Origin of the sequence: Amycolatopsis sp. WQ 127309 (assembly GCF_023023025.1) — a bacterium.
Lineage (GTDB): Bacteria > Actinomycetota > Actinomycetes > Mycobacteriales > Pseudonocardiaceae > Amycolatopsis.
In genome coordinates, this window is record NZ_CP095481.1 from 4,829,615 (window position 1) to 4,853,330 (window position 23,716).

At 71.0% G+C, this 23,716-nt stretch carries 22 protein-coding genes; 11 read left to right on the forward strand and 11 right to left on the reverse strand.

The annotated features are described in order from the left end of the window. Nucleotides 1-455 precede the first annotated feature (455 nt). Both allB and alc read left to right on the forward strand, forming a co-directional pair. Nucleotides 456-1,784, forward strand: a complete 1,329-nt coding sequence (gene allB / locus MUY22_RS22775; RefSeq protein ID WP_247062334.1) for an allantoinase AllB — start codon at nt 456-458, stop codon at nt 1,782-1,784. A gap of 1 nt (nt 1,785) precedes the next feature. Beyond that, nucleotides 1,786-2,799, forward strand: coding sequence for an allantoicase (gene alc, locus MUY22_RS22780; RefSeq protein WP_247062335.1), 1,014 nt, complete (start codon nt 1,786-1,788; stop codon nt 2,797-2,799). Between the two features lie 222 nt (nt 2,800-3,021). Here the strand turns inward: alc and MUY22_RS22785 are convergent, their stop codons facing one another. The 4 genes from MUY22_RS22785 to MUY22_RS22800 are packed head-to-tail and all read right to left on the reverse strand — an operon-like array spanning nt 3,022 to nt 5,772. Next, the gene (locus MUY22_RS22785) at nt 3,022-3,195 is read right to left on the reverse strand and encodes a hypothetical protein (RefSeq protein ID WP_247062336.1); all 174 of its coding nucleotides are present in this window, start codon (nt 3,193-3,195) and stop codon (nt 3,022-3,024) included. A 25-nt stretch (nt 3,196-3,220) separates the two neighbouring features. After that, nucleotides 3,221-3,976 carry an MBL fold metallo-hydrolase gene (locus MUY22_RS22790; protein WP_247062337.1) on the reverse strand — a complete coding sequence of 252 codons (756 nt, stop codon included), beginning with the start codon at nt 3,974-3,976 and terminating at the stop codon, nt 3,221-3,223. Nucleotides 3,977-4,012: 36 nt separating this feature from the next. Continuing rightward, on the reverse strand, nt 4,013-4,489 hold the full coding sequence (locus MUY22_RS22795) for a CoA-binding protein (protein ID WP_247062338.1): 477 nt from the start codon (nt 4,487-4,489) through the stop codon (nt 4,013-4,015). Beyond that, nucleotides 4,486-5,772, reverse strand: coding sequence for an O-acetylhomoserine aminocarboxypropyltransferase/cysteine synthase family protein (locus tag MUY22_RS22800; protein WP_247062339.1), 1,287 nt, complete (start codon nt 5,770-5,772; stop codon nt 4,486-4,488). Before MUY22_RS22800 ends, MUY22_RS22795 begins: the two co-directional genes overlap by 4 nt. A 278-nt stretch (nt 5,773-6,050) precedes the next feature. Here MUY22_RS22800 and MUY22_RS22805 point away from each other — a divergent pair, with 278 nt between their 5' ends. From MUY22_RS22805 to MUY22_RS22815, 3 genes are read left to right on the forward strand one after another with little or no spacing between them, the layout of a single operon-like run. Continuing rightward, complete coding sequence (locus tag MUY22_RS22805) at nt 6,051-6,581, forward strand: DUF3887 domain-containing protein (protein WP_247062340.1); 531 nt, start codon at nt 6,051-6,053, stop codon at nt 6,579-6,581. A 24-nt stretch (nt 6,582-6,605) separates the two neighbouring features. Further along, nucleotides 6,606-7,904 (forward strand): serine hydrolase, encoded by a 1,299-nt coding sequence (locus MUY22_RS22810; protein ID WP_247062342.1) that lies wholly within the window; start codon nt 6,606-6,608, stop codon nt 7,902-7,904. Continuing rightward, complete coding sequence (locus MUY22_RS22815) at nt 7,901-8,338, forward strand: VOC family protein (RefSeq protein ID WP_247062344.1); 438 nt, start codon at nt 7,901-7,903, stop codon at nt 8,336-8,338. The genes MUY22_RS22810 and MUY22_RS22815 overlap by 4 nt, the downstream gene beginning before the upstream one ends. Nucleotides 8,339-8,435: 97 nt before the next feature. On the opposite strand, the gene MUY22_RS22820 is transcribed toward MUY22_RS22815, so the two are convergent. After that, nucleotides 8,436-9,296, reverse strand: coding sequence for an SDR family NAD(P)-dependent oxidoreductase (locus tag MUY22_RS22820; RefSeq protein WP_247062345.1), 861 nt, complete (start codon nt 9,294-9,296; stop codon nt 8,436-8,438). 70 nt (nt 9,297-9,366) lie between these two features. Here MUY22_RS22820 and MUY22_RS22825 point away from each other — a divergent pair, with 70 nt between their 5' ends. Beyond that, nucleotides 9,367-10,293: a LysR substrate-binding domain-containing protein gene (locus tag MUY22_RS22825; protein WP_247064057.1), complete on the forward strand. Its 927-nt coding sequence runs from the start codon at nt 9,367-9,369 to the stop codon at nt 10,291-10,293. 192 nt (nt 10,294-10,485) lie between these two features. Then, nucleotides 10,486-11,343, forward strand: coding sequence for a sigma-70 family RNA polymerase sigma factor (locus tag MUY22_RS22830; protein ID WP_247062346.1), 858 nt, complete (start codon nt 10,486-10,488; stop codon nt 11,341-11,343). Nucleotides 11,344-11,348: 5 nt separating this feature from the next. Here MUY22_RS22830 and MUY22_RS22835 read toward each other — a convergent pair whose 3' ends face one another. Both MUY22_RS22835 and MUY22_RS22840 read right to left on the reverse strand, forming a co-directional pair. Next, nucleotides 11,349-11,975, reverse strand: a complete 627-nt coding sequence (locus MUY22_RS22835; RefSeq protein ID WP_247062347.1) for a (2Fe-2S)-binding protein — start codon at nt 11,973-11,975, stop codon at nt 11,349-11,351. Between the two features lie 760 nt (nt 11,976-12,735). Further along, the gene (locus MUY22_RS22840) at nt 12,736-13,587 is read right to left on the reverse strand and encodes a putative RNA methyltransferase (protein ID WP_371827636.1); all 852 of its coding nucleotides are present in this window, start codon (nt 13,585-13,587) and stop codon (nt 12,736-12,738) included. A 172-nt stretch (nt 13,588-13,759) separates the two neighbouring features. On the opposite strand from MUY22_RS22840, the gene MUY22_RS22845 reads away from it, so the two are divergent. Genes MUY22_RS22845 through MUY22_RS22855 form a run of 3 tightly spaced genes read left to right on the forward strand, consistent with a single transcriptional unit; the run spans nt 13,760 to nt 17,802 of the window. Next, nucleotides 13,760-15,142, forward strand: a complete 1,383-nt coding sequence (locus MUY22_RS22845) for an ammonium transporter (RefSeq protein ID WP_247062349.1) — start codon at nt 13,760-13,762, stop codon at nt 15,140-15,142. Continuing rightward, the gene (locus tag MUY22_RS22850; RefSeq protein ID WP_247062350.1) at nt 15,139-15,477 is read left to right on the forward strand and encodes a P-II family nitrogen regulator; all 339 of its coding nucleotides are present in this window, start codon (nt 15,139-15,141) and stop codon (nt 15,475-15,477) included. Before MUY22_RS22845 ends, MUY22_RS22850 begins: the two co-directional genes overlap by 4 nt. Nucleotides 15,478-15,486: 9 nt before the next feature. Next, a complete protein-coding gene (locus MUY22_RS22855; protein WP_247062351.1) occupies nt 15,487-17,802 on the forward strand; it encodes a [protein-PII] uridylyltransferase in 2,316 nt (771 codons plus the stop codon). A gap of 41 nt (nt 17,803-17,843) precedes the next feature. On the opposite strand, the gene MUY22_RS22860 is transcribed toward MUY22_RS22855, so the two are convergent. Genes MUY22_RS22860 through MUY22_RS22870 form a run of 3 tightly spaced genes read right to left on the reverse strand, consistent with a single transcriptional unit; the run spans nt 17,844 to nt 20,441 of the window. Beyond that, the gene (locus MUY22_RS22860; RefSeq protein WP_247062353.1) at nt 17,844-19,187 is read right to left on the reverse strand and encodes an FAD-dependent oxidoreductase; all 1,344 of its coding nucleotides are present in this window, start codon (nt 19,185-19,187) and stop codon (nt 17,844-17,846) included. Next, nucleotides 19,180-19,842, reverse strand: coding sequence for a VC0807 family protein (locus MUY22_RS22865; protein ID WP_247062355.1), 663 nt, complete (start codon nt 19,840-19,842; stop codon nt 19,180-19,182). The genes MUY22_RS22860 and MUY22_RS22865 overlap by 8 nt, the downstream gene beginning before the upstream one ends. Then, on the reverse strand, nt 19,839-20,441 hold the full coding sequence (locus MUY22_RS22870; protein ID WP_247062356.1) for a TetR/AcrR family transcriptional regulator: 603 nt from the start codon (nt 20,439-20,441) through the stop codon (nt 19,839-19,841). Before MUY22_RS22870 ends, MUY22_RS22865 begins: the two co-directional genes overlap by 4 nt. Nucleotides 20,442-20,626: 185 nt before the next feature. On the opposite strand from MUY22_RS22870, the gene MUY22_RS22875 reads away from it, so the two are divergent. Next, nucleotides 20,627-22,330, forward strand: coding sequence for a DUF262 domain-containing protein (locus MUY22_RS22875; protein WP_247062357.1), 1,704 nt, complete (start codon nt 20,627-20,629; stop codon nt 22,328-22,330). Here MUY22_RS22875 and MUY22_RS22880 read toward each other — a convergent pair. Beyond that, nucleotides 22,327-23,631, reverse strand: a complete 1,305-nt coding sequence (locus MUY22_RS22880) for a GGDEF domain-containing protein (protein WP_247062358.1) — start codon at nt 23,629-23,631, stop codon at nt 22,327-22,329. The genes MUY22_RS22875 and MUY22_RS22880 overlap by 4 nt on opposite strands. Nucleotides 23,632-23,716 lie beyond the last annotated feature (85 nt).

Consider the following 23,716-nt stretch of genomic DNA (forward strand, 5'->3'; position numbering starts at 1 on the left):
TCGCGCTGGTCGGCGGCGGAAACGACCTTCGGTTCGGTCGACCCGCCGGGTCGGACTTCCCCCTTGGCGGCGGCGCCGGCGTCCGCCGCGGCGACCTGGCGCACCTGCAGCGTGACCTGGGTGGCGCCGCCGTCGAGCGCCGCCTGTGTGATCCTGGGCAAGGCCTCGAGAAGGGCCTTCGCGTCACCGCGGACGAGCGTGCCGAGCGGCCCGAAGTCGGTGTCCAGCCCCGCTTCCACGGCCGCGTCGCGCGCGGCGAGCGCGTGCTCGGGCGGCGAACCTTCGCCGTGGAACGGTTCGCTGGTGAACTCCGCTTCAAGCCGCACGAGGTGACCGTAACGCGCCGCGTCCGTCGTTGACGAGCGACGCGAGCCGTGGTTAGTGTCGTTGTGCGAAACCGCCTTTCCGTACTGTGAAATCGGCGGTGGTCACTTCTCCCGGCGAAGGGTTCTCGGATGGATCTTGTGGTGCGCGCAGCCCGGGCGGTCACGGCCGAGGGCGAGGTCCCGGTGACGCTCGGCGTCGACGGCGGCCGGATCGTCGCGATCGAACCCGCCGGCGCTTCGCTGACCGGCGACCGCGTCGTCGAACTCGGCGACGACGTCGTGCTGCTGCCCGGGCTGGTCGACACGCACGTCCACGTCAACGATCCCGGCCGCGCCGAGTGGGAGGGCTTCGAGACGGCCACCCGCGCGGCCGCGGCGGGCGGGGTCACCACGATCGTGGACATGCCGCTCAACAGCCTGCCACCGACGGTCGACGTCGCGGCCCTGGAGGTCAAGCGCAAGGCGGCGACCGGCCGGGTGCACGTCGACGTCGGTTTCTGGGGCGGCGCGATCCCCGGCAACGTCTCGGACCTGCGCGGGCTGCACGAGGCCGGCGTCTTCGGGTTCAAGTGCTTCCTGCTGCACTCCGGCGTCGACGAGTTCCCGCCGCTCGACCCGGCTGGGCTCGACGAAGCGTTGCGGGAGCTGAGTTCCTTCGACGCGCTGATGATCGTCCACGCCGAGGACGCGCACGAGATCGACGAGGCGCCCGAGCCGCACGGCGGTCGCTATGTCGACTTTCTGCACTCGCGCCCGCGGGCGGCGGAGAATCTGGCCGTCACGCACGTGATCGAGGCGGCCCGCCGCAACTCGGCGCGGGCGCACATCCTGCACCTGTCGTCCGCGGAAGCCCTGCCGCTCGTGGCGGAGGCCCGCCGCGACGGCGTCGCGCTGACCGCCGAGACCTGCCCGCACTACCTGAGTTTCGTCGCCGAGGAGATCCGCGACGGCGCGACGCAGTTCAAGTGCTGCCCGCCGATCCGGGAGGCGGCCAACCGCGAACAGCTGTGGCAGGGGCTCGCCGACGGTGTGATCGACTGCGTCGTCAGCGACCATTCGCCGTGCACGCCGGAGCTGAAACGCTTCGACAGCGGCGATTTCGGGCAGGCCTGGGGCGGGATTTCGAGCCTGCAGCTGGGGCTTCCGGCGATCTGGACGCAGGCGCGGCAACGCGGGTTCACGCTCACCGACGTCGTCCGCTGGATGGCCGAGCACCCCGCCGCGCAGGCGGGAATGCGTCGCAAGGGTCACCTCGCGGTGGGCTACGACGCCGACTTCTGCGTGTTCGCGCCGGACGAGGCGTTCGTCGTCGACGTCGCGAAACTGAAGCACCGCAACCCGGTGAGCGCCTACGACCGCCGCCCGCTCGCCGGCGTTGTCCGCTCGACCTGGTTGCGCGGCACCGAAATCACCGGCGACGCGCCCTTCGGGGCGTTGCTGACCCGGGGGAACTGCTGAGATGGAGGCTGTGTTGTCTGACCGTCCTGAGTGGACAGAACTGCCCGACCTCGCTTCACGTCGCTTCGGCGGGACCGTGATGTGGGCGACCGACGAGCTGTTCGCCGAGAAGGAGAACCTGGTCAACCCGTGGACGCCGGCGCACCGCGCCGAGACGTTCGGCCCGAAGGGTCAGGTCTACGACGGCTGGGAGACCCGCCGCCACCGCGAACCGGGCGACGACCAGGCGATCCTTCGGCTCGGCCTGGCGGGCACGGTCACGGGGGTGGTCGTCGACACGGCGTTCTTCAAGGGCAACTACCCGCCGTTCGTCTCGGTCGAAGCGGCTTCGGTGCCGGGTTACCCGAGCGCGGCCGAGCTGGCGACGGCGGACTGGGACATCCTCGTCGACCGCGCACCCGCGGCGGGCCACACGGAGAACTTCCACACGGTCAACGGTTCCCGCAGGTACACCCACGTTCGCCTGACCCAGCACCCCGACGGCGGTGTCGCCCGCCTGCGCGTCCACGGCGCCCCGATCCCGGACCCGGACCTGCTCGACCTGGACGCGTTGGATCTGGCGGCCCTGGAGAACGGCGCCCTGGTGACGGGGTGCAGCAACATGTTCTATTCGTCGCCGAACAACATGCTCTCGCCGGGCCTCGCGGCCCACCAGGCGGAGGGCTGGGAGACGGCCCGCCGCCGCGACGACGGCAACGACTGGGCGACCTTCAGGCTGGCCGGCGCCGGCACCGTCCGGTTTGTCGAGCTGGACACGAGCAACCTCAAGGGCAACGCCCCGGGCTGGGCGTCGATCAGCGGCCGTGACACCTACGGCGAGTGGGTGGAGCTGCTGCCGAAGACGCGCCTGCAGCCGGACACGCGCCACCGCTTCGCCGTACCGGACGGCCCCGAGGTGACGGAGGCTCGTCTGGACATCTACCCGGACGGCGGCCTGGCCAGGCTGCGCCTGTTCGGCCGCCTGACGGAGACGGGCCGCGCGAACGTGAAAGCCCGGTTCGCCAAGACCCGCTGAGGCTCGCACGGCCGCGCATGGGAGTCGGCGTGGTGTCCTGCAAGTCGGTTGGGTCACGCACGTCGGGTTGACGAGTCGCGTGTTCTTTGCCGCTCCGTGGGCCTATCGCGTCGCACTTCAGCGGAGCAGGTCGGCCCCGGTGTCCGAGCCCCGGCGCGGTATCCCCGCCTGAACTCGCGGGTCGTCGACGAGTGCCGTACACACCTCGTCGACGGCCCGTGGTCAGCCCGCGTCGGGACGGTTCAGGTAGGCCGAGGCCAGCGACAAGACGCACGCGCAGCCGATGATCGCGCTGACCCACCACGGCAGGCCGGCCACGATGCTCCACACGAAGCCCGCCGCCGCCAGGAGGGCGACGAGGATGTTCCGGAACTGCAGCGGCGTCGGTTTGGCCATACCGCCAGCCTCTCACGGGTCCACATCAGACCTCTGCGCGCTCCCCGGGTTCGAGCAGCACCAGCCGGTCGGTCAGGCCGGCCGCCTCGAACTCCTTCCTCAGTACGTCAGGACCCTCGCTGAAGTGCTGCCAGCCCCGGAAGTGCAACGGGACGACCTTCGCCGAGCCGAGCACCTTTGCCGCCGCGGCGGCGTTTTCGCTGGTCAACGTCAGGGGAGCGCCGTCGAACAGCTTCGTCCTCGCGGCACCGGCGAACAGCACCGCGATGTCGACGCTGAATCGCGACGTGATCTCCCGCACCAGGTCCACCGACGCGTTGTCCCCACTGACGTACACCGTCGGCAGGCCTTCGCCGCTGAGCACGAACCCGGTGACGTCACCGGCGAGCTGCTCCGCTCCTTCAGGCCCGTGCAACGCCGGGACCGCGGTGACCGTGAGCCGCCCGACCTGCGTCTCCTCCCACGGCTCCAGGCCACGCGCAGTCCCGCCCAGCCGCTTGGCGCCGCTCGGAGTGATCAGGGTCAGCGGCACCGTCTTGAGGTAGTCGCGCCCGCGATCGTCCAGGTTGTCCGGATGCTGGTCGTGGGACAGCAGCACGGCGTCCACCACGCCGACGGCGTCCTCGGTCAGCACCGAGTCCTCGGTCTTGACCAGCACGCGCTGGCCGATCGAGTGGTCACCCGGCGGATCGAACGTCGGGTCGGTGAGCAGTCGGACGCCGCCCAGTTCCAGGAGCGCGGTCGGACCACCGGACAGGGTGATCCCGAGTTTCTCGGTCATACCCGGGGCCAACGACGGGAACGGGTGCGCTCTTCCCTAGGGTGCCGACTGCCTCCGCGAGCTGATCACGCCAGTGTTGAACCCGGCCAGGTGCAGGCCCCCGGCGAACCGCGCGTGCTCGATCTTCACGCACCGGTTCATCACGACGTCCAGGCCCGCCTCCCGAGCCCGGTCGGCCACCGGTTCGTGCCACAACCCGAGTTGCAGCCACAACGTGCGCGCGCCGGCATCGATCACGTCCTCGGCCACCTGAGGCAGATCGTCGTGCTTCCGGAACACACTGACGAGGTCCGGTTCGCCCGGCACGTCCTTCAGCGAGGCGTACACCGGCTTCCCGAACAGGGTGTCCAGGCGGGGGTTGACGAAGTTGACTTCGTACCGCGTCGACGAGAGCAGGTAGGTCGCGACGAAATAACTCGGCCGAGACGGGTTCGCGGACGCTCCCACCAGCGTCACCGACTTCGCCTGGTTCAGGATCGCGCGCCGCTCGACAGCGCCCACTGTATACGTCATCCGGCCACCGCCTTGCCCAGGGCCTGGTCGAGGTCCCAGAGGATGTCCTCGACGTCTTCCAGTCCGACCGACAGCCGGATCAGGTCGGGTCCCACGCCCGCGGCCGTGAGCTGCTCCTCGGACAGCTGCGCGTGGGTCGTCGACGCCGGGTGGATCACGAGCGTGCGGGCGTCCCCGACGTTCGCAAGGTGCGACAACAGCTCCACCGACTCGACGAACCTTTCGCCCGCCGCGCGCCCGCCGTTGATGCCGAAGGAGAACACCGCCCCGGGCCCGGCGGGCAAGTACTTCTTCGCCAGGTCGTGGTGTGGGTGCGCCGGCAGCCCCGCGTAGGACACCCAGGCCACGCGTGGGTCCGCGTCGAGGTGTTCGGCGACGGCGCGGGCGTTGGCGACTTGTGCGTCCATCCGCTGGGGCAGGGTCTCGACACCTTGCAGCAGCAGGAAAGCCGAGTGTGGTGAGAGGACCGCGCCGATGTCCCGCAACTGCTCCGCGCGAAGCCGCGTGCAGAACGCGTACTCGCCGAAGTTCTCCCAGTACTTGAGGCCGCCGTAGCTTTCGACGGCCTCGGTCATCCGGGGGAACTTCCCGTTGCCCCAGTCGAACTTCCCCGACTCGACGACGATCCCGCCGAGTGTCGTCCCGTGGCCGCCGAGGAACTTCGTCGCCGAGTGCAGCACGATGTCCGCACCGTGTTCCATCGGCCGGCAGAGGTACGGCGTCGCCAGCGTCGCGTCGACCACCAGCGGGATGTCGTGGGCGTGCGCCAGGTCCGCCAGCGCGGTGAGGTCCGCGATGCCACCACCCGGGTTGCCGATCACCTCGGTGTAGAGCAGCCGGGTCCGGTCGGTGATCGCCGCCGCGTAGTCGTCGATGCCGCCGCTGACGAACGTCGTCTCCACGCCGAATCGCCGGAGCGTGCCGGTGAGCTGGGTGACCGTGCCGCCGTAGAGACCGCTCGCCGACACGATGTGGTCGCCGGCCTCGGCGAGCGCGCTGAATGTGAGGAACTCCGCGGCCTGCCCGCTGCCGGTGGCGACACCGCCGATCGCGCCTTCGAGGCTGGCGATCCGCTCCTCGAACGCCGCCACGGTCGGGTTCCCGATCCGACTGTAGATATTGCCGTACTTCTGCAGCGCGAACAGGTTGGCCGCGTCGGCCGCGTCCTCGAAGACGAAGCTCGTGGTCTGGTAGATCGGCACGGCACGCGCACCGGTCGCCGGGTCGGGCGTTCCGCCCGCGTGCAATGCGCGGGTCCGGAAGCCCCAGGTGCGTTCACTCATCGGTCCTCACCGTAACCGTCCTCCCCTTCGGTCGGCCACGCCTCCCAGGTGGTGGGCGCGGTCATTTCGTGCTGCCGACGTTAGCACGGTTTGATATTCCGTGCGCTACACTCGAACGTATGAAATGCGCCGTGTGTGGCAAGCCGCTGCCACCTCGTCGTGGAGCTGGGCGAAATCGCCAGTACTGCGACGCCACGTGCCGGAGCGCTGCCCGCAGGCAGCGAACGCACGTAAAGAATGACTTGACAACCTCCGGTCGTCAATCCACTCTTGACACCGTGCCGGACGAACCATTGGCCGCGGTCGGTGCGGCGTTGCGGAAGGTCCGCGATGCGGAAGCCGCTCTGCGGGACACCGTGGACGCGGCCAGAGCGGCCGGGCACACCTGGCAGGAGATCGGTGACCTGCTGGGCACCAGCCGGCAGGCCGCGTTCCAGCGGTTCGGCCGGCCGGTCGATCCGGCGACGGGCGCGTCGATGACGGAACTGAAGCGGCCCGACGCGATCCACCTCGCAGAGGAGCTCGTGTTCGAGCTCGTCGGGTGCCGGTGGCACGAGGTACGCCGGGACTTCGACGACCGCATGCTCGCGTCGGTCGGCGAAGAGGAGCTGCAGCTCGCCTGGACGCAGCTGGCCGGATCGGTCGGACGCTACGAACGGATGGGAGAGGCGTACGCGCGGTCGGCGGGGGACTACACGATCGTCCACCTGCCGGTGGCCTTCGAGGCCGGTGAGCGGACCGTGCAAGTGACTTACCGCGAGGACGGTCAGGTGGCCGGGCTGTGGATCCGGTCGGCCGAACAGTTGTGAGCGCAGTTGTGAACAGGGGGAACGATGAAGACAGCAATCGCGGGTGTGATCGCGATCCTCGCACCGCTGGTGGCCCCGGCCGCCCACGCCGCCGAGGTACCCACGGCGGGGGACCAGCTTGAATGGGTCGTCGACGCCACCGGGCGCGTCCCGGTGTCCGATGCCGAGTTACAGCAGCACATCGCGCAGGTCCTGGTGACCGCGGCGGGTGGCACGGCGGGCATCAACGCCGCACTGACCGGGCTCGGCCGGCTCGAGGTGGAGCGGGTCGTCACCGAGGCGCCCGACCACGTCGAAGCGGTGGTCCACGGCCCGGCGGACGACTACCTGCTGGATCTCCACGTCGACCAGACCGGGCTGATCGACGGGCTGCGGGCGACCGCGGACGACCCGGTGCCGTCGTCGTGGCCCGAAGTGGACGCCCAGCTCGCGGCGCTCGGCGGGCGCGTCTCGTTCGGCGCGTCGGAGATCCTGCCGGACGGGCGTTGCCGTGACGTACACGGCGTGCAGGACAACGTGCAACGGCCTCTGGGCTCGGCGTTCAAGCTCTACGTCCTCGGTGCGCTCGGCGCCGCGGTCGCGGAGCACAAGGCGTCCTGGACCGAACAGCTCGCCATCCGCGACGACTGGAAGAGCCTGCCGTCAGGCGTGCTGCAGAACCAGCCGGCCGGCACCCGGCTCCCGCTGTCGGAATACGCCGACAAGATGATCTCGATCAGCGACAACACCGCTGCCGACCACCTGATCCACCGGCTCGGTCGCGACGCCGTGCAGCGGCAGGTCACCGCGTTCGGCAACCAGCGGCCGCCGGCGAACGTCCCGTTCCTGACGACCAAGGCGCTGTTCGAGCTCAAGGCGACGCAGTACCCGGCCCGCGCCGACGCCTACCTGGCGTTGCCACGCTGGGCACGTCCCGCCGCGGTCGCGGGACTCGAACGGCTCCCGCTCACCGGACTCACCTCCTGGCCCAGGCCCGAGAAGATCGACCAGCTCGAGTGGTTCGGTTCCCCGGACGACATCTGCAGGGCGTTTTCCGGGCTGCAGAAGGAGAACCAACCGGAGATCGGGCACGCGCTGTCGCTCAACGACGGCGGGCTCGGTCTCGACAAGGCGAAGTTCCCGGAGGTCTGGTTCAAGGGCGGCAGTGAACCCGGCGTGCTGACCTTGAACTACCTGGTCCGGACGGCCGACGGCCGGTCACTGGTCACCAGCGTCATGGTGTCGGACCCGGTGGCGCCACTGGACGAAAACCACGTCGCGGCACGAGGAATCGCGGTCGCGAGGGGGGCGGTGGCGCTGTTGGCGGCTACGCTGCGCCGGTGACGGTGCGCTGGAGTCTGACGATCGATTGCGCGGCGCCCCGCGCGCTGGCGAGGTTCTGGGCGGTGGCCCTCGGCTACATCGAGCGGCCACCACCGGCCGGGTTCGCGAGCTGGGAAGCCTGGTTCACCGAGTTCGGAGTACCCGAGGACGAATGGGACGACGGCGCGTACCTGGCCGACCCGGAAGGTGTCCTGCCGAGCCTGAGCTTCCTCAAGGTTCCCGAAGACAAGGTCGTGAAGAACCGGCTGCACCTGGACATCCAGGCGGGAGGCGGACGCGAGGTGCCTTGGGAGACGCGATGGGAGCGGGTCGCCGAGGCGATCGCCCGGCTCATCGCGGCGGGCGCGACGGTGCAGCAGGAGCACGAGGCAGGCGGCCGCCCGGACCACGTCGTGATGGCGGATCCCGAAGGCAACGAGTTCTGCGTGCTCTGAGCCGGCGCCGTTGAACCGGGCGTGACCGCTGGTCGTCGTCACCGGTGGTCGCACAGGACCCGGGCCGGCGGTCGCGCGTGGGCCTGCCTAGGCGCGGCTAGCGGGTCAGTTCCTCGTGCCGCGTCGGGTTGCCGCTGTGCCACGGCAGCACGGCGCCGAACCGGACCAGCTCGCCGTACGTCGACGGGTCGAGGTCGTCGAGCGTCAGGTCGAGCACCGCGCGTGCGGCCTGGTCGGGCGTTTGGGCCTGGCTGAAGTCGGCGAACCACGGGCGTGACGCCCGCGTGTCGACCAGGCCGGGGCAGACCGCCGCGACCAGGGTGCCGTCGGCGAGGTCTCGCTCCCGGCGCTCCGCGGCCACCGCGCGTACGGCGGCGACCTGGGCGACCTTCGAGGGCACGTTGATCCACTCCGGCCAGCCCAGCTCGTTCGCCCGGCCGTCGTGGATCGCGGCGCGCCAGTCCTCGACGGCTTGCTCGACGTCGTCGAGCGAGACTCCGTCGAACCGGGGCCGCAAGGCTTCGGGCAGGTGGCCGAGCGTGCCCAGCGAGCTGGCGACGACGAGCAACCTGCCGCCCGGGCGCAGGATCGGGCCGAACGAGCGCAGCACCGCATGGGTGCCGGCGTTCGCGACGTCGAGGAAGACGTCGGCCTGCTCGGCCTGGGGCCGTCCGGGGTGGAGCGGGCCGACGGCGTTGGACAGCACGATGTCCACCCCGCCGAGGTTTATGGCGAAGCGGGCGACGGCGTCGGCGTCCGAGACATCGAGGACGCGGCCTTCCACCCGGGTGCGCGTCGCGGGGTTCGCGGCGACGCGCTCGGCGGCGGCCGCCACGCGTTCGGCGTCGCGGCCGGCGAGCAGGACGAGGTCGTCCGGGCCGAGGCGGGTGGCGAGTCCCTGGGTCAGGGCGAAGCCGAGGCCTTGGTTGGCTCCGGTCACCACAGCGGTACGTGTCATGCCGCCACGCTAGGTCCGTCCGGGCCATGCGCCCAGCGAGAGATTGGCAAGCCTGGTATGCGTGAACGTCATGGAATTCGGCGACGTCTCCCTGGTGGCCCTCCGCGTGTTCCGCGAGGTCGCCGAACGCGGCACACTGACCGCCGCTGCCGCGGCCCTGGGCTACACGCAGTCCGCGGTGTCACGGCAGATCGCCTCGCTCGAGCGCGTGGCCGGGACACCGGTGCTGGACCGGCGTCCCGGCGGGGTCCGCCTGACCGCGGCCGGGAACGTCGTGCTGCGCCGGGCGATCGCGGTGCTGGACCAGATCGACGCCGCCGGGCGTGAGCTGGCCGGGCTGCCCGCCGACGGCGGGAGCGTGCGGCTCGGCTGGTTCCCCAGCGCGGGTGCCGTCCTGGTCCCGCGGGCCGTCGCGAAACTGCGGCGCACCCACCCCGCGGTGCGCGTCACCACCCGGGAGGGCACGACGCCGGTCCTGGTGCGGGCGTTGCGCGCGGGCACGGTGGACCTGGCCGTGCTGGGTTCGGTGCCGCCGTTCCGGCCGCCGGACTCCGAAACTCCGGCGCTGCGGCTCAAAACCCTCGCTGAGCGCACTCTTTGCCTCGCCGTGCCCGCGGGGCACCCGCTGGCCGGCGCGGACGCGGTCGACGTCGCCGACCTCCGTGGGCAGCGGTGGATCGCGGGGCCGTCGGGGGAGGACACGCTGATGGGCGTGTGGCCCGGGCTCGACGAGCGTCCCGAGATCGCGCACACCGCGCGTGACTGGCTCGCCAAGCTCAACCTGGTCGCCGCCGGTTGCGGCCTGACGACGTTGCCGGCTTCGCTCGTCGAGGCTGTGCCGCCGGGGGTGCGGGTGGTGACGGTGCGAGGCGGGCCGTCGGAACGGCGGCGGGTGGTGCTGGCCCGGCTGCCGGGGCCGCTCTCCGAACCGGCCGCGCTGCTGGCCGAGGCCCTGCGCCGGGTGGCCACCGGGGTGCCGGACCGCGCTGATGACTGAGGTGCCGATATCTGCGGTGCAGACGGCTGAGGTGGCGATATCTGAGGCGTAGTGACCGAGGTGCCGATGACCGAGGAGTAGCGACTAGATGGCGATGACCGAGATCACGCCGGGCGCCGTGGCGTTCGTGTCACATCGGTCGTTGCCGCGGGGTCTACTGCTACGACTCCGGCGCGAAAGGAACGGGACACGGTGGATGCACTGACCGAGCGGTTCGAACACGAGCGGCCCCGGCTGCGGGCGGTCGCCTACCGGATGCTCGGCTCGGCGAGTGAGGCCGACGACGCCGTCCAGGAAGCTTGGCTGCGGTTCGACCGCACCGACACCGGTGACGTCGAGAACCTCGGCGCATGGCTGACCACCGTCGTCGCGCGGGTGTGTCTCTCCATGCTTCGCACCCGGCGCAACCACCGCGAGGAACCGTTAGAACTGCAGCCCGAGCCGGACGCGGACGTCCGCGATCCCCAGCGGGAAGCCGAACTGGCCGACTCGGTCGGGTTGGCGTTGCTGGTGGTGCTCGACTCGCTCGGGCCGGCCGAACGGGTCGCTTTCGTGCTGCACGACATGTTCGCCGTGCCGTTCGACGACATCGCCCCGATGATCGACAAGACCCCGGCCGCGACGCGGCAGCTCGCGAGCCGCGCCCGTCGACGGGTCAAGGGCGGTGCCGCGGCGGACGCGGACGTGCCCCGCCGCCGCAAGGTCGTCGAGGCGTTCTTGGCCGCCGCGCGTGGTGGCGACTTCGAGGCATTGCTGTCGCTGCTCGACCCGGACGTCGTCCTGCACGCCGACCGCTTCGTCGGGCCGAGCCCGGCGCCCGTCGTGCTGCGCGGGGTCGCCAGCGTCCGCGACGGCGCACTGCTGGCCTCCGCGCGGGCCCGCGCCAGCGAGCCGGCCCTCGTCGATGGCGTTCCCGGTCTGCTCATGGTGCGCGACGGGCGGCTGTCGGTCGTCCTGTCGTTCACGATCGACGACGACCGGATCACCGGCATCGACGTCATCGCGGACCCGGAGCGGCTGCGCGGGCTGGAGGTCGCCGTGCTGGACTGACCCGGTCAGCCCAGGGCGGCGCGAAGGCGTGCTTCGCGCTCCGACGGCGTCTGACGCGGGCAGCTCACGCACTTGGGGTTGCCGACTTCGTAGATCAGGCAGCACGACGCGCGCCGGACGGCGGGTGTGCGGCCGACGCGGACGAAGCGCGGCTTCGGCAGGTCGAGGTCGATCGCCGCCACCAGCGGCTCGGCCAGGGCCATCGCGCGCTCCGGATCCGGCGTCCACAGCAGCCGGTTGCCGATCGAGTCGGTGGCGATCGCGCCCAGCGCGCGTTCGCGGGCCCCGGTGACGGCGGCGATCGTCGCGATCGCGGTGCCGAGCGTCTTGGCGAACGCCGCGCCGAGTTCGGGCAGCCCGCCGGCCAGCGGACGGGTGGACCGGGCGCCGAGGAACCGGCCGTCGGCGACGAGGTCCAGCTCCGTGGCCGCCAGCGCCGGGTCGACGAGGGTGCCCGCGACCAGGCCTTCGAGCGCGGGTGCCACGAGGATCGAGGAGAGGGAGTACCACCAGATCGTGCCGAGAACCTCCGGCCGCGCGCAGCCGTAGAGCTTCGCCGCGCCGCCAATGCGGGCCCGTACCCACTCCGGATCCGCGAGCAGGGTCGCGGGGGCGGTCCAGTCGGGCTTCACGCCTCCACCCTTCCAGACGCGCCAGACGCGCGCGGAGTACGTGCGGTGTGGGCGGGCGCAGGGAGACGAGGTGCGGGCTGGCGGGGAGGCGCGGTGCCGGGCTGATGGAAGACGCGGTGCAGGCAGGCGGGAGACGCGGTGCGGGCGAGGCCGGTTCCGCGGCGCGAGCGGACGGGAAGTCCGCCGGACGGGAGAGCGGGAGAGCGGGAGAGCGGGAGAGCGGGAGAGCGGGAGAGCGGGAGAGCGGGAGAGCGGGAGAGCGGGAGAGCGGGAGACGAGTTCACCTCGGCGGGGACAACCAGGGCATCGCCGAGCGGAGATGGGCCATCTTGGTCAGTGCCCGCCGCTGCCACGCCCGCAGCGGGCGCGCGGTCGAGTCCTTCGCCGCGCTCGATCGGGGCGGCCTCGCCTGCGCCAGGCTGAGCGCGCCGGCAAGTCGCGGTGCGCGGAGGTCAGGCCGTTGATCGGACGCGCCGACGGGCTGGGGTGCGAGGGAGGTCGGGTCACCGACGGGCGTGCTGGTGAGGCTGCGGTGCGCGGAGGTCGGGCCGCTGACGAGGGCGCATCGGCGAGGGCGCGGTGGAGGGGACCGGGTCGGGCGCGTCGGCGACCTTGCGGGTGCGAGGGAGTCAAGCCGGCCGTACCGACGGTATTGGCCGCCGGGGGGTGACCGTGGCGGCCCGGGCGCGGCCGCGACGACGGCACTGGCCGCCAGGGATGGCGTGCGGCCGGGGCCGCCGAGGGTGCCGTGCCGGTCGCCTCACAGGCGGCGGTACGTGGAGACCGAGAACGACACCGTGACCTCCTGCGGCTCGCTCACCGCTTCCAGACGCTCCCGGCGGCCGTCGCGGTCCAGGTGGTGGCCTGCCGGTCCCATCTCCACCGCCTGGCGGATGCGCTCCGGCGTCATTTCCACCTTGCTGTGCACCGCCGTGCGGGCCGTGCGGGTGAAGTACTCGCCCAGGGTGCCGTCCAGGCGTTCCTCCTTGCGGTCGTCGACCGTCAGGACCAAGTCGCCCAGCTCGCGTAGGTGGTCCGGGGTCGGGGAGGCGACCGTCAGCAGGCCGCCCGGGCGCAGGACCCGGTGGAACTCCGGGCCGTTGCGCGGGGCGAAGACGTTCAGCAGGACCGTCGCCACCTCGTCGCCCACCGGCCACGGCTCCCACAGGTTCCAGACCGCCGCGCCCAGGCGGGGGTGGGCTCGCGCGGCGCGGCGGAGGGCTGCCGCCGAGACGTCCAGGGCCAGCCCGGTCGCCGCCGGGGCCGCGGCGAGGACGTGGGCCAGGTAGTAGCCGGTGCCCGCGCCCGCGTCGATCACCAGGCCGTCGGCCTCCGCGCACACCCTCGCCAGCTCGTCGGCCAGTGCGCGGTACGCGCCCGACGCGAGGAAGTCCGCGCGGGCCGTGACCATCGGCGCGGTGTCCGCCGTTCCGGCCGGGATTCGCGCGTGCAACAAGTTCACGTAACCCTGTCGCGCTAGATCGAAAGAGTGGCGGTTGCCGCAACGCAGCGTGCGTTCGGCTAGCCCGATCGGGTCGCCGCACACCGAACATCGCAACGCTTCCACGACCTGGGGTGGCAGTGGGTCATTCCCGCCGTCGGCTGGGGTCATGGGGATATTCGACCACGAGGTTTCACAACCGGACACTTCAGCACAGGTCCCGGGAAACCTGGACGTAACAACGTGGCGTGGACAGTTCACGCGGGTGAAACCTGACGAGCCGCCCCGTGAAACACCGCGCGCCAAAACTCCCTTCGCATAACCCAGGGCACGGGAGGACGATGTGCTGAACGCAGGAGACACCGCATGGGTATTGGCCAGCGCCGCGCTGGTCATGCTCATGACACCGGGATTGGCCTTCTTCTACGGCGGCATGGTCCGCGCGAAGAGCGTCTTGAACATGCTGATGATGAACTTCATCGCGCTGGCCGTGGTGGGGGTGTTGTGGGCCCTGTACGGCTTCTCGATGTCGTTCTCCAACGACGCCTTCGGCGGCTTCGTCGGTAACTTCGACCTCGCCGGGCTCGGCGACACCGTCGGCAAGCTCGCCGGCTTCGTGACGGCCGCCACGAGCACCTCGCCGGAGGTCGCGTGGCCGGGCTCCGACGCGCTGCCGGTGCTCGCATTCGTGATGTTCCAGCTGATGTTCGCGATCATCACGCCGGCGCTGATCTCCGGCGCCATCGCGGATCGCGCGAAGTTCTGGGGCTGGACGCTGTTCGTCGTCATCTGGGTGACGGTCGTGTACTTCCCGGTCGCGCACTGGGTGTTCTCGTTCAACGGCTTCATCGGCGCGGACGCCGTCGGCGGCTGGATCGCCAACAACCTCAAGGCACTCGACTTCGCCGGTGGTACCGCGGTCCACATCAACGCCGGTGCCGCGGGTCTGGCACTGGCGATCGTGCTCGGCAAGCGCAAGGGCTGGCCGAAGGACACCGGCCGGCCGCACAACGTGCCGTTCGTCCTGCTGGGCGCGAGCTTGCTGTGGTTCGGCTGGTACGGCTTCAACGCGGGTTCGGCGCTGGCCGCCAACGACCTCGCCGCGGTCGCCTTCACCAACACCACCGTCGCCACCGCCGCCGCCGTCCTCGGCTGGCTGGTGGTCGAGCAGCTCAAGTTCGGCAAGCCGACCACCCTCGGCGCCGCGTCCGGCGCGGTCGCCGGTCTGGTCGCCGTCACCCCGGCGTGTGGTTTCGTGAGCCCGATCGGGGCCATCGCGATCGGCCTCATCGCCGGTGCGGTCTGCGCGCTGGCCGTCTCGCTCAAGTACCGGTTCGGCTTCGACGACTCGCTCGACGTCGTGGGCGTCCACCTGGTCGGCGGCATCGTCGGCACCCTGCTCATCGGCTTCTTCGGCACCACCAGCGTGAACTCGCTCGGCGCCGACGGCCTGTTCTACGGCGGTGGCTTCACCCAGCTGGGGCGCCAGGCGGCGGCCGCGGGTGCGGTGCTGGTGTACTCCTTCGTGCTGACCTTCATCATCGGGTTCGCGATCAAGAAGACGGGCGGCTTCCGCGTCAGCGTGGAGGACGAGGTCGGCGGCATCGACGAGGCCCAGCACGCGGAGAGCGCGTACGACTTCACCGGGTTGTCCGGCGGTGGCGCTCCGTCCACCATTCCGGTCAAGACCACGCCGGCCGCGAAACTCGAGGAGAGCAAGGCATGAAGCTCATCACGGCGATTGTGAAGCCGTTCACGCTGGACGATGTCCGCTCCGCGCTGGAGCAGCTGGGCGTGCTGGGCATGACGGTCAGCGAGGTCCAGGGGTACGGCCGCCAGAAGGGCCACACCGAGGTCTACCGCGGCGCCGAGTACTCGGTGGACTTCGTGGCCAAGCTGAAGATCGAGGTCGTCACCGACGACACCAACGTGGAGAAGGTGCTCGACGCCGTCACCACGGCCGCGCACACCGGCAAGATCGGTGACGGCAAGGTGTGGGTGACGCCGGTCGAGACCGTCATCCGGGTACGGACCGGCGAGCGCGGCACGGACGCGCTATAGGCGTCCGGGATGGCCGACGGGGGCGAACTGGTCCAGGCCACCGAGCGGTTGCTCGAGGGCAGGCACGGGAGGCTGGGGGCGTCCGCTTTGCGGGCGGCCCTGGTCGACCTCTATGAGTTCTGGCTGAGCAGGGGTGCCTCGGCGGCCGGCGTCGACACCGCGGAACCGCGGGTCGCGCTGGTCGCCGTGGGCGGGCTCGGCCGCCGGGAGCTGGTGCCGTTCTCCGATCTCGACCTGCTGCTGGTGCACAACGGCAACAGCAAGGTCGGCGAGATCGCGGACGCGCTCTGGTACCCCTTGTGGGACGCGAAAGTCGGGCTGGACCACTCGGTCCGCACACCCGGCGAAGCACTGAAGGTCGCTTCGGAGGACCTTCGGACGGCGATGGGCCTGCTCGACGCCCGGCACCTCGCCGGGGACGCCGAGCTGTCCGGCCGCCTGGTCACGGCGGCGCGGGACCAGTGGCGCCGCACCGCGCGCAAGCAGATCCCCGATCTGACGGCGTCGGTGCGGCAGCGCTGGACCCGCAGCGGCGAGATCGCGCAGTCCGCCGAGCCCGATCTCAAGCACGGGCGTGGTGGGCTGCGGGACTTCGCCGTGCTGGAAGCGCTGGCCGCGGCGCAGCTCACCGCCCGTCCGGGCGAGGAGCTGCTGGAAGCCAAGGGACTCCTGCTCGACGTCCGGACCGAGCTGCGGCGCGAGATCCGGCGCGAGCGGGACGTCCTGTCCGCACCGGAGGCCGACCTGGTCGCCTCCGAGCTGGGCTTCGGCGACCGGTTCACCTTGGCGCGCAAGCTGTCCGGCGCGGGACGCACGATCGCGTACGCGCTCGACGTCGCCCTGCGGTCCACTGTGGACCCGCCGAAGGCGCGGTTCGGGCGGCGGCCGTCCCGCACGCCGCTCGCCGAAGGCGTGGTGCTGCACGGGAACGAGGTCGCGCTCGCCCGTGACGCCGTCCCGGCGAAGGACCCCGCGCTGCTGCTGCGGGTCGCCGCGGCGTCGGCGCGCACCGGCAAGCCGATCGCGCTCGGCACCCTGAAAGCCCTGGCCGAGTCGGCCCCCGAGCTGCGCGCGCCGTGGCCCGCCGAGGCGTTGAACGCCCTGGTGGAGCTGCTGGGCGCGGGGGAGGGCCTGGTCGACGCGGTCGAATCGCTCGACCGCACCGGGCTGTGGTCACGGCTGTTCCCCGAGTGGGGCGCGGTCCGCGACCTGCCGCCGCGCTCGCCGGTGCACCAGTGGACGGTCGACCGGCACCTCGTGCGCACCTGCGTCGAGGCGGCCAAGCTGACGACCACGGTGCCGCGGCCGGACCTGCTGCTGATCGGCGCGCTGCTGCACGACATCGGCAAGGGCCGCGACGCCGACCACTCGGAGCTGGGCGCCAAGATCTCCGCCCAGGTCGCGGCCCGGCTCGGGCTGGACGCGGCGGACGCGGCGACGGTGTCGGCGATGGTCCGCCACCACCTGCTGCTGCCGCACACCGCGACGCGGCGCGACATCAGCGAGCCGGCGACGGTGGCGCGGGTGGTGAAGACCCTGGACAGCGACATCGTCCTGGTCGAACTGCTGCACGCGCTCACCCAGGCCGACTCGCTGGCCACCGGCCCCGGCGTCTGGACGGACTGGAAGGCCCGGCTGCACGCCGAGCTGGTCACCGGGTGCGAGGAAGTGCTGCGCGGCAAGGGGTTCACCGCCCCCGAGCCGATGGACTCCGAACAGCGCGAGCTCGTCGCCCAGGCCGTCGCCTCGGGCAACGGCGAGGTCCGGATCAGCACGCACGGCAAGGTCGTCACGGTGCTGCTGGCCGTGCCGGCCCGCGCGGAGCTGCTGGCTCCGGCGGCGGGTGTGCTGGCGCTGAACTCGATGGAGGTGCACTCGGCGATCCTGCGCGGCCACGACGGCGGGCGCGCCGGGTTGTTCACGGCGTCACCGAAGTTCGGTTCCTTGCCGGAAGTGACGCTGTTGCGCGAGCAGTTCGCCCGCGCCGTCGCCGGCACCCTGCCGCTGACGCAGCGGCTGGCGGCGAAGGAACGCGACTACGGCTCACCCGACGCGGCGTCGGTCGCGCCGAAGGTGCTGTGGTTCGACGACGAGACGAGCGGCCCGGACACGGTGGTCCTCGAACTCCGGGCGGCCGACCGGATCGGCCTGCTGTTCCGCGTCGCCGGGGCGTTGCGCCGCTGCGACGCGGAGGTCCGCTGGGCCAAGGTGGCGACGCTGGGCGGCGCGGTGGTCGACTCGTTCGCGGTGACGCCCCGCAGCGGCCGCATCGAGCCGGGCTGGCGCCGCGAGGTCGAGCAGGCGGTGCTGGCCGCGGCGTCCTGAGCGGTCTTGCCTGAGCCGAGCCGTCACTCGGCTCAGGCAAGTCACACCAGCGCGACCGCGGGCTCGCCGAACCACGTGCTCAGCGCGTCTGCCAAGCCCGGCCCGCCGTTCCAGACCACGTAACCATCGGGCCGCACGAGCCGCGGCTCGGCGCCGGAACGGGTCTCGACGCGGTCCGCCCACCCCGGCGGCGGTTCCGCGCCGATCAGTACCGCGCGACCGTCCTCGGCGACCGGGATCCCCGTCGCACGACCGGAAACCCCCGGGTACGTCACGCCGATGCCCGAGATCTCCGCCGCGACCGCGCGGTGGGCCTCCGGGACGGCGATCAGCCCCGTGACGATCTCCCGGACGGCCACCGCGTCGGGATCGGGCACCCCGAGCACCGCCTGCGCGCGGGTGCTGACCAGCACGCGGGCGGCGACCGGGTGCCGCTCGTCGTGGTAGCTGTCGAGCAGGCCGGCCGGAGCGTGGCCACGGACGTGCGCGGCCAGTTTCCAGCCGAGGTTCACCGCGTCCTGCAGCCCCAGGTTGAGCCCCTGGCCGCCCACCGGCAGGTGGATGTGGGCGGCGTCGCCCGCGAACAGCACGCGGCCGTGGCGGTAGCGCTCCAGCTGCCGGGATGCGTCGCCGAACCGGGACGCCCAGAGCACTTCGCCCACCTCGAACCCCGGCCCGTGCAGGGCGGTCAGCGCCCGCTGCAGCTCGCCGGCCGTGACGGGCTCGTCGCGGCCGAGCCGTTGCTGCTCCTCGCCGACGACGACCACGCGGTGGCGGCCGCCGGACAGCGGCAGCAGGAACCCCGCGGACTTCGTCGGCAGCCGCCACTCGTCTGCGAACCCGGCCGGCTTGCGGGTGAGCGTGAGGTCGGCGACGACCAGCGAGATCCGCGCCGAGCGGCCGGGGAACGCCGCCCCCAGCAGCGTCCGGACCGTGCTGTGGCCGCCGTCGGCCGCCACCAGCCAGCCGGCCCGGTGCTCGCGCCCGCCCGCGGTGACCGTGACGCCTTCGTCGTCCTGCGCCACCGCCGTGACGGCCGCGTCGCGCAGCACCGGCGTGCGCAGCCGCGCCTCGATCGCCGCCGCGACGTGCACCTGCTCGACACCGAGCTGGTACGGGAAGGGCGTCGGCAGGTCGGTGTAGTCGATGTGGATGCCCGAGAAGTGCCCGCCGGGCAGCCGGGCCTCGGTGTGCGGCTCGATCGCGGCGAGCAGGCCGCGGTCCGCCAGCACCTCGACGGACCGGGGCTGCAGGCCGAGCGCCTTCGACTGCGTGGTGGGCCGGGCGTCGCGGTCCAGGACCAGCACGTCGAGCCCGGCGCGTTCCAGCTCGAACGCGGCCAGCAGGCCGGTCGGGCCGGCCCCCGCCACGAGGACGTCAGGCATCGAGGTTCTCCTTCTTGAGGTACCAGACGTGCCAGACGAGCAGCACGGCCAGCATGGCGAACCACTGCACGTTGGTGACCAGCGAGATCAGGTCGATCGGCAGCGTGTAGACGAGCACGACGTGCGCGATCGCGCTGATCAGCAGCACCCCGCCCCAGGCGGCCGTGTTGATCCGCATGCCGCGCCGGAACCGGGCGTCGGTGTCCCAGCGGGCCGCCCACGCGTTCGCGCCCTCGGCACCGCGCTTGACCTCGGCGATCGTGCGGCCCAGCGTCAGCTGCGCCGGCCGGCCGATGAACACCGTGACCAGCATCCACGCGCCGAACACGCCACCCAGCGCGGCGGTCCAGCCCTCCCGGATGGCGAGGGTGCGCGGGTCGTCGGACAGCAGGCCGAGTACGACCGAGAGCACCAGGACGCTCAGCGTCACCAGGGCGACGAGGTCGACCTTGCGGTTGCGCACGATGGTCCACAGCACGTACGGCGCGGCCACCAGCACGCCGGCCATCAGCGCCCACCACTGGCTGACGCCCGCCGCGCGCAGGCCGTAGAACAGCGCCATCGGCACGATCACCTCGAACACGACGGTCAGCACGTTGGCGCGGACCACCCGCCGCAGGCCGGCGTCGGGCTCGGACTTCTGTTCGATCATCATGCGGTTTCCCCAGTGGTTTCGGGTGCGGTCGCCCGCACGTAGAGGTCGGCGAGCTCACGGCCGATGCGCGTGAGCTCGGCGGGTTCGGGTACATCGGCGGCCGCGATGGCGACGACGGCGTCGAGGCCGGTGGTGAAGGCGAGCGCCGCCGTCCGCGGGTCGAAGCGCCCGAAGACGCCGGCCGCCTGCCCGGTGCGGAAGTGCTCCTCGAACAAGGCGATCCGCCCGTTGACGCTCGCGCTCTGCGAACCGGCGTTCTTCACCAGGTCAATCAGGGCGCGGACTTCGGCGGGGTGCTCGCCGACGAGCGCGACGTTCGATTCGACGTAGGCCCGCAGCTGCGCGACGTGCCCGGCGGCGGCGTCGATCCGCGGCCCCATGAACGCCCCGGTGATCTTTTCGATCTCCGTGACGCACACCGCGAGCAGGTCGTCCTTGCCCGCGAAGTGGTAGCTGATCATGCCGGTGCTCGACAGGCCGGCGTGCTTCGCGATCCGGCTGAACGACGCCTTGGCGAAGCCTTCCGCGGCGATCACTTCGATCGCCGCCCGCACGATCTGGGCCCGCCTGCCGGACTCGGTGAACGTTCTTGCTCGCATGAGCAAAATTTAGCTCAGCCGAGCAAATCTGACAAGTCGCCTGGTCAAGACGGGCATAAGGGGTGATGTCGCCGCAGCGACAGCACCGAGCCGGATGGCGCCGAACGTCGGGCAGTCGGCCACGACTTCCCGAACGATGCGGTGAATCCTGTAACAGCCGGCGTCTTCCCACCGAGAGCTCCCGCATGGCCGGGACGAAAATCCAAGCAGCGGAGCACACCGTCGGGAAGATCTTCACCGACGACTACCATTTCACGATCCCTCGTTATCAGCGCCCCTACGCGTGGACGACCGACCAGGCGGGGGAGATGTTCGACGACCTTCTCGCCGCTTCTCGCGCCAAGGATTCGCTCACCGAAGCCGATCCCTACTTTCTCGGCAGCATCGTGCTGGTCAAGACGGAGAAACAAGCGCCGGCCGAAGTGGTGGACGGGCAGCAGCGTCTCACCACCCTCACGGTGCTCTTGAGCGTTCTTCGCGACTGCGTCTCGCCTTCCTTCGCCGCATCACTGGAGGGCCGGATCTTCCAGAAGGGAGATCCCATCACGCAGACCGCGGATCAACCTCGCCTCCGTCTGCGGGACCAGGACCAGGGCTTCTTTGAGAAGTACATCCAGGAACGAGAGGGAAACGCGCTGCTCGAGTCCCTGGCGAACGTGCGACCCGACAGCCGGGCACGCCTCGTCGAAAACGCGCTCCTGCTCAAGTCCCGGCTGAGCGGGCTGGAGCTGGGGGAGCGCGAGCGGCTGGTCTCGTTCATCATCCAGCACACGTACTTGGTCGTAGTGTCGACGGCCGATTTCGAGTCGGCATACCGCATCTTCTCGGTGCTCAACGAGCGCGGCTTGGATCTCACGCACACCGACATCCTCAAGGCGGAGATCATCGGCCGCATCCCGGAAGCCGACCAGGATGCCTACACCACCAAATGGGCCCAGGAAGAGGACGATCTCGGTCGTAACGACTTCGGCGATCTCTTCTCTCACATCCGCATGGTGTACGCGAAGACGAAGGCTCGTGAGTCGATCTTGAAAGAGTTCCGCGCGTCGGTCCTGGAGCCCGTTCCGGACGGCAAGAAGTTCATCGACGACGTGCTGGTTCCCTACTCGGACGCCTTCGAGGCGGTCACGCGTGCGAGCTACGCCGGGGGACCCGACGCGGACGCGATCAACAGGCTGCTGGGCTGGCTGAAACAGCTGGACAACACCGACTGGATCCCTCCGGCCATCAGCTACTTCAGTCGTCCGACCGCCGATTCCGCAGAGCTTCTCCGCTTCCTGGTCGACCTCGAAAGGCTCGCGGCGAGCATGCTCGTCCGCCGGGTGGACATCACTCGCCGGATCGAGCGTTACGGACGCGTCCTGGACTGGATGGAGAGGGGGCACGACCTCTACGCGGACGAGTCCCCGCTCCAGTTGTCCGCTGAGGAACGAGCGGTGACCGCGGAGAAGCTGAACGCCGAGATCTACACAGTCACGCGGATTCGTCAGTATGTGCTGCTACGCCTCGATTCTGCGCTGTCGGACGGTGGGAAGAGCTACGAACACTCCCCGCTTATCACCGTGGAACACGTGTTGCCCCAATCGCCCGCGGCGGAGAGCGCGTGGACCACGGAGTTCACTCCGCTGGAGCGTTCGCATTGGGTTCACCGCCTGGCGAACCTCGTCCTGCTTTCGAAGCGGAAGAATTCTCAGGCCGGCAACCTCGAGTTCGAAGTGAAGAAGACCAGGTACTTCGAGAAGACGAGCTGGCCGCCGTTCGTCCTGACCGCTCAGGTGCTCGACAGCCCCAAGTGGACTCCGGCCGTCCTCGAAGAGCGACAGGAGACTCTGCTGGAGGTCCTCGGCGATCTCTGGCGGCTGGATCCCGATAGCTCGACGGCTTCCTAGGCGGTGGCGGTGCCGTCGACGACCTTGTTGCGGCCGGCGTCCTTGGCCCGGTAGAGGGCCTTGTCCGCGGCCTGCAGCAGGCGCTCGACGGCCGTGCCGCCGTCGGGGTAGGTCGCCACGCCGATCGACGCCGACAGGGCGTCAATGACGCGGACGTGGGTGCCGTCCTCGTACTCGACCTCGAGGGCCGCGATCGCCGCGCGGATGCGCTCGGCCACCGCGAGCACCGCCGCCGGGCCGATGTCCGGGAGCAGGACGACGAACTCCTCGCCGCCGAAGCGGCCGACCGAGTCGTAGTCGCGGACCGCGTTCTTGATCGTCGTCGCGATCGATCGCAGCACCGCGTCGCCCGCGAGGTGCCCGTGCGCGTCGTTGATCAGCTTGAAGTGGTCCAGGTCGATCATCAGCACGCCGAAGCTGCTCTGCGTGCTCCGCTGCGCCCGGGCCAGCTCGCGCGAGGCGAGCAGGTGCCAGCCGGTCGTGTTGAACAGGCCCGTCTTCTCGTCGGTGGTCGCCGCGATCTCGAGCTGCTTGATCAGCACCGCGCGGTGCAGCACCAGCAGCGGCGGCACGATCGCGATGGCCAGCGCGGGCAGCGTCGCCAGCGTCAACGCCGTGAGCAGGCCGAGGCAGAGCGTCGCGACCTCGAGGAGGTTGTCGCCGAGGCCGCCGAAGAACGCCTTCACCGAGCGCTTGGTGATCGTCAGCGCCGGGACGATCGTGATCGCGGCGAACAGGAAGTACGTCACGGCGGCCAGCGTGATCGCCGTGACGCCGCGCCAGCCCGACGTCAGCGCCGCGTACATGTCGGGGACGCCGAGCCGGTTCAGCGCGAACTCGGCCGAGTAGCAGGTGATGACGACCAGCGTCGCGTTCAGCGCGGTCCGGAACGGCGGGACGCGCTTCATCCGCGTGAGGCTGCGCGTCGCCAGGTGCACGTAGAGGACGACGACCAGGGCGGCGACGAGCGCGGGCGGCAGGAGCAGGACCCCGGCGAACGTCCAGACCGACGTCAGGTTGATGTGCGGGGTGTCCGACACCAGCCGCCGGACGCGCTCGATCTGCCGGCCCAGCTCCGCCTGCAGCACGCCGAGGACGCCCAGGACCGCGAAGACGATCAGGTCCCAGAGCCGCACGGGCACGCTCACGGCGGTCCAGACGGTGGCGACGAGGGCCACCGACTCGACCAGGAAGACGTAGACGATCAGCGACCCGCGTTGCCGCCAGAGGGTCCATTGACCCGGATGGAGCACGCCACGATCACGGCCCGCGCGGGGCTGGGCCGGATGGGCGCCGTCCATACTCAAGGCGGTGCAACTCCCGTGGGTGATCCGACGATCAGCGTCCACCCCATCACACCGGGCGGCCGCGATCGATGGGTGCCAC

Excerpts from the sequence above, each read along its gene's own strand:
- MUY22_RS22850 (WP_247062350.1), top strand. The coding sequence starts at position 15,139 with ATGAAGCTCATCACGGCGATTGTGAAGCCGTTCACGCTGGACGATGTC.
- MUY22_RS22825 (WP_247064057.1), top strand. The coding sequence starts at position 9,367 with ATGGAATTCGGCGACGTCTCCCTGGTGGCCCTCCGCGTGTTCCGCGAG.
- MUY22_RS22880 (WP_247062358.1), bottom strand. The coding sequence starts at position 23,631 with ATGGACGGCGCCCATCCGGCCCAGCCCCGCGCGGGCCGTGATCGTGGC.
- MUY22_RS22820 (WP_247062345.1), bottom strand. The coding sequence starts at position 9,296 with ATGACACGTACCGCTGTGGTGACCGGAGCCAACCAAGGCCTCGGCTTC.
- MUY22_RS22795 (WP_247062338.1), bottom strand. The coding sequence starts at position 4,489 with ATGACGTATACAGTGGGCGCTGTCGAGCGGCGCGCGATCCTGAACCAG.
- MUY22_RS22860 (WP_247062353.1), bottom strand. The coding sequence starts at position 19,187 with ATGCCTGACGTCCTCGTGGCGGGGGCCGGCCCGACCGGCCTGCTGGCC.
- MUY22_RS22870 (WP_247062356.1), bottom strand. The coding sequence starts at position 20,441 with ATGCGAGCAAGAACGTTCACCGAGTCCGGCAGGCGGGCCCAGATCGTG.
- MUY22_RS22875 (WP_247062357.1), top strand. The coding sequence starts at position 20,627 with ATGGCCGGGACGAAAATCCAAGCAGCGGAGCACACCGTCGGGAAGATC.
- MUY22_RS22855 (WP_247062351.1), top strand. The coding sequence starts at position 15,487 with ATGGCCGACGGGGGCGAACTGGTCCAGGCCACCGAGCGGTTGCTCGAG.
- MUY22_RS22800 (WP_247062339.1), bottom strand. The coding sequence starts at position 5,772 with ATGAGTGAACGCACCTGGGGCTTCCGGACCCGCGCATTGCACGCGGGC.
- MUY22_RS22785 (WP_247062336.1), bottom strand. The coding sequence starts at position 3,195 with ATGGCCAAACCGACGCCGCTGCAGTTCCGGAACATCCTCGTCGCCCTC.
- allB (WP_247062334.1), top strand. The coding sequence starts at position 456 with ATGGATCTTGTGGTGCGCGCAGCCCGGGCGGTCACGGCCGAGGGCGAG.
- alc (WP_247062335.1), top strand. The coding sequence starts at position 1,786 with ATGGAGGCTGTGTTGTCTGACCGTCCTGAGTGGACAGAACTGCCCGAC.
- MUY22_RS22790 (WP_247062337.1), bottom strand. The coding sequence starts at position 3,976 with ATGACCGAGAAACTCGGGATCACCCTGTCCGGTGGTCCGACCGCGCTC.
- MUY22_RS22865 (WP_247062355.1), bottom strand. The coding sequence starts at position 19,842 with ATGATGATCGAACAGAAGTCCGAGCCCGACGCCGGCCTGCGGCGGGTG.
- MUY22_RS22810 (WP_247062342.1), top strand. The coding sequence starts at position 6,606 with ATGAAGACAGCAATCGCGGGTGTGATCGCGATCCTCGCACCGCTGGTG.
- MUY22_RS22840 (WP_371827636.1), bottom strand. The coding sequence starts at position 13,587 with ATGACCCCAGCCGACGGCGGGAATGACCCACTGCCACCCCAGGTCGTG.